At 59.1% G+C, this 1,737-nt stretch carries 1 protein-coding gene; it reads right to left on the reverse strand.

Features of this window, described 5'->3' with window-relative positions; translation table 11 throughout:
- Nucleotides 1-92: 92 nt before the first annotated feature.
- The gene (locus tag PVW27_RS21440) at nt 93-1,592 is read right to left on the reverse strand and encodes a Mu transposase C-terminal domain-containing protein (protein ID WP_274561237.1); all 1,500 of its coding nucleotides are present in this window, start codon (nt 1,590-1,592) and stop codon (nt 93-95) included.
- Nucleotides 1,593-1,737 lie beyond the last annotated feature (145 nt).

A 1,737-nucleotide genomic window follows, 5' to 3' on the forward strand; every position in this document is an offset into this window, starting at 1 on the left:
GTCCTGCCCATGATCGCGTGAAATCACTGCCCGCGATCGCGTGAAACAGGTGCCCGCCTTCCCGTGAAATCACTGCCCACGATCAGCTGAAATCAGTGCCCGCCATCACGCGAAACGCGCAACGCTTTCAGCGCGGAAGAAATTTCCTCGATATTCTCCACTTTTTCTTCGACAGTGGACGAAGAGGGCGTGTCAGCGGTGCGCAACCCCTCACCCCAGCGGTTATCGAAGACAGCGATGGGGGAATCGTCATCATCGTGGTCGACATGAAATCCCACGCACATAGCCCGCTCTTCGCGTTCCCTCCGTTCCAGGCTCCAGTCGTCGTTCACGAGACCGACACTCCTCATGGCGTCGCCGTTCAGCTGCGCGATGAAGTCGAGGGCTTTCCGGACAACCGAGGCCTTCACTCTGGCTTCGCCCTCATGCCTGATGCGCAACTCACGCCGTGCAGCCTGCCAGTGCTGCGCTGACACCCCATGAAAACAACCATGAACGGCAGACACGGGAGACCACTCGTTCCCGATCTTGACCCAGATGGCCCCAATGTCCTCGGGATACCACCGCAGCTCCATATTCGTGTCAGGGCTGTGCATCATGTGCCGGGCAAGCGCATGAGAGTGATACCGCACCCCCAGGACCGTGATCCCGTCTTTTTGCAACGTCCGGGTGTCTTCATAGCCGAAGATCAGCCGACGACGGGTAAGAGAAGGCGGAGGGGTGACGCCGTACTTTTCCGTAAGCCGCAGCCAGCAATTGCGGGGCGTTTCACCCTCCAGCCCTTCGTGCGGAGTATTGTGGTAGATGTCCACGATCCAGCGCACCAGAACGGCGCAGAGTTGGTCCACGGTCAAAGCAGCTTTTGCCTCGGGATCGCTCGAGCCACGGCGGAGAATATCACCGAACGTGCATCCCGAGAGACGGGGCATAAGTCGGGTGGAAAAGGTCCGGAACACACGCTCGATGTATGGCTTCAGCCAAGGTGCTGCCGCGGGAGTATTCAAGACGTTGACGCCCAGGTCGTGCATCCGTGCCCTGAATTCATGGCTGAGGAAATTCGCGCCGCAATCCGTGACAAGCGTTCCGATCATCCCGAATTGGTCCCAAGGGTCCAGAGCGCCAACAGCATCAGCCCAAATGCCCTTGTCGCGCATGGCCATTTCAACGGTCTGGAGAGCACTTCGCGTGTTCGGTGTGCGCGACAAGGACATCCCGACGATGCAACGCGTGCGAACGCACAGCGCGACCGTCATCCACCAGCGCTTCTTCTCATCATCCAGCCCAAGCGCCTTTTTGTCATCATCGGTCAGGAAGTTCAGCAGACCCGAGTCCGCCATAAGAGAAACAAGGTCGATCTTCTGCTCATCGATCTCCACGCGCTGCATCGGACGCTCGACATCGATACCCTGACCGATGGGCGAATACGCACGGCGCGCTGCATCTGAGCCTTCACGCGTAAGTTTGACCCGGAAGGGATCGAGCGAATGGATGGCGGCGCGGATCGTGATCCGGGACGGGCAGATCAACTGATGAGAATTTTCCGCAACTCTGCGCTCATTTTCAGCAACGAACGCAGCTTGCACGTCCGCCACGATGTTGGCGGGCGTTTTCTTCAGGTGAGAACGGCGGTGCGAAAGTCGGCCACGGTAGCGGCGGGATGAGCCTGCTGCGGGCGGCGTAAAAGTCGTCCACCTTTACCCTTTCTGGCGACAGGGAGGGCGGGAGGATTTTCACTGT

The sequence above is a fragment of the Seohaeicola sp. 4SK31 genome (assembly GCF_028802875.1).
Classification (GTDB): Bacteria; Pseudomonadota; Alphaproteobacteria; order Rhodobacterales; family Rhodobacteraceae; genus Seohaeicola.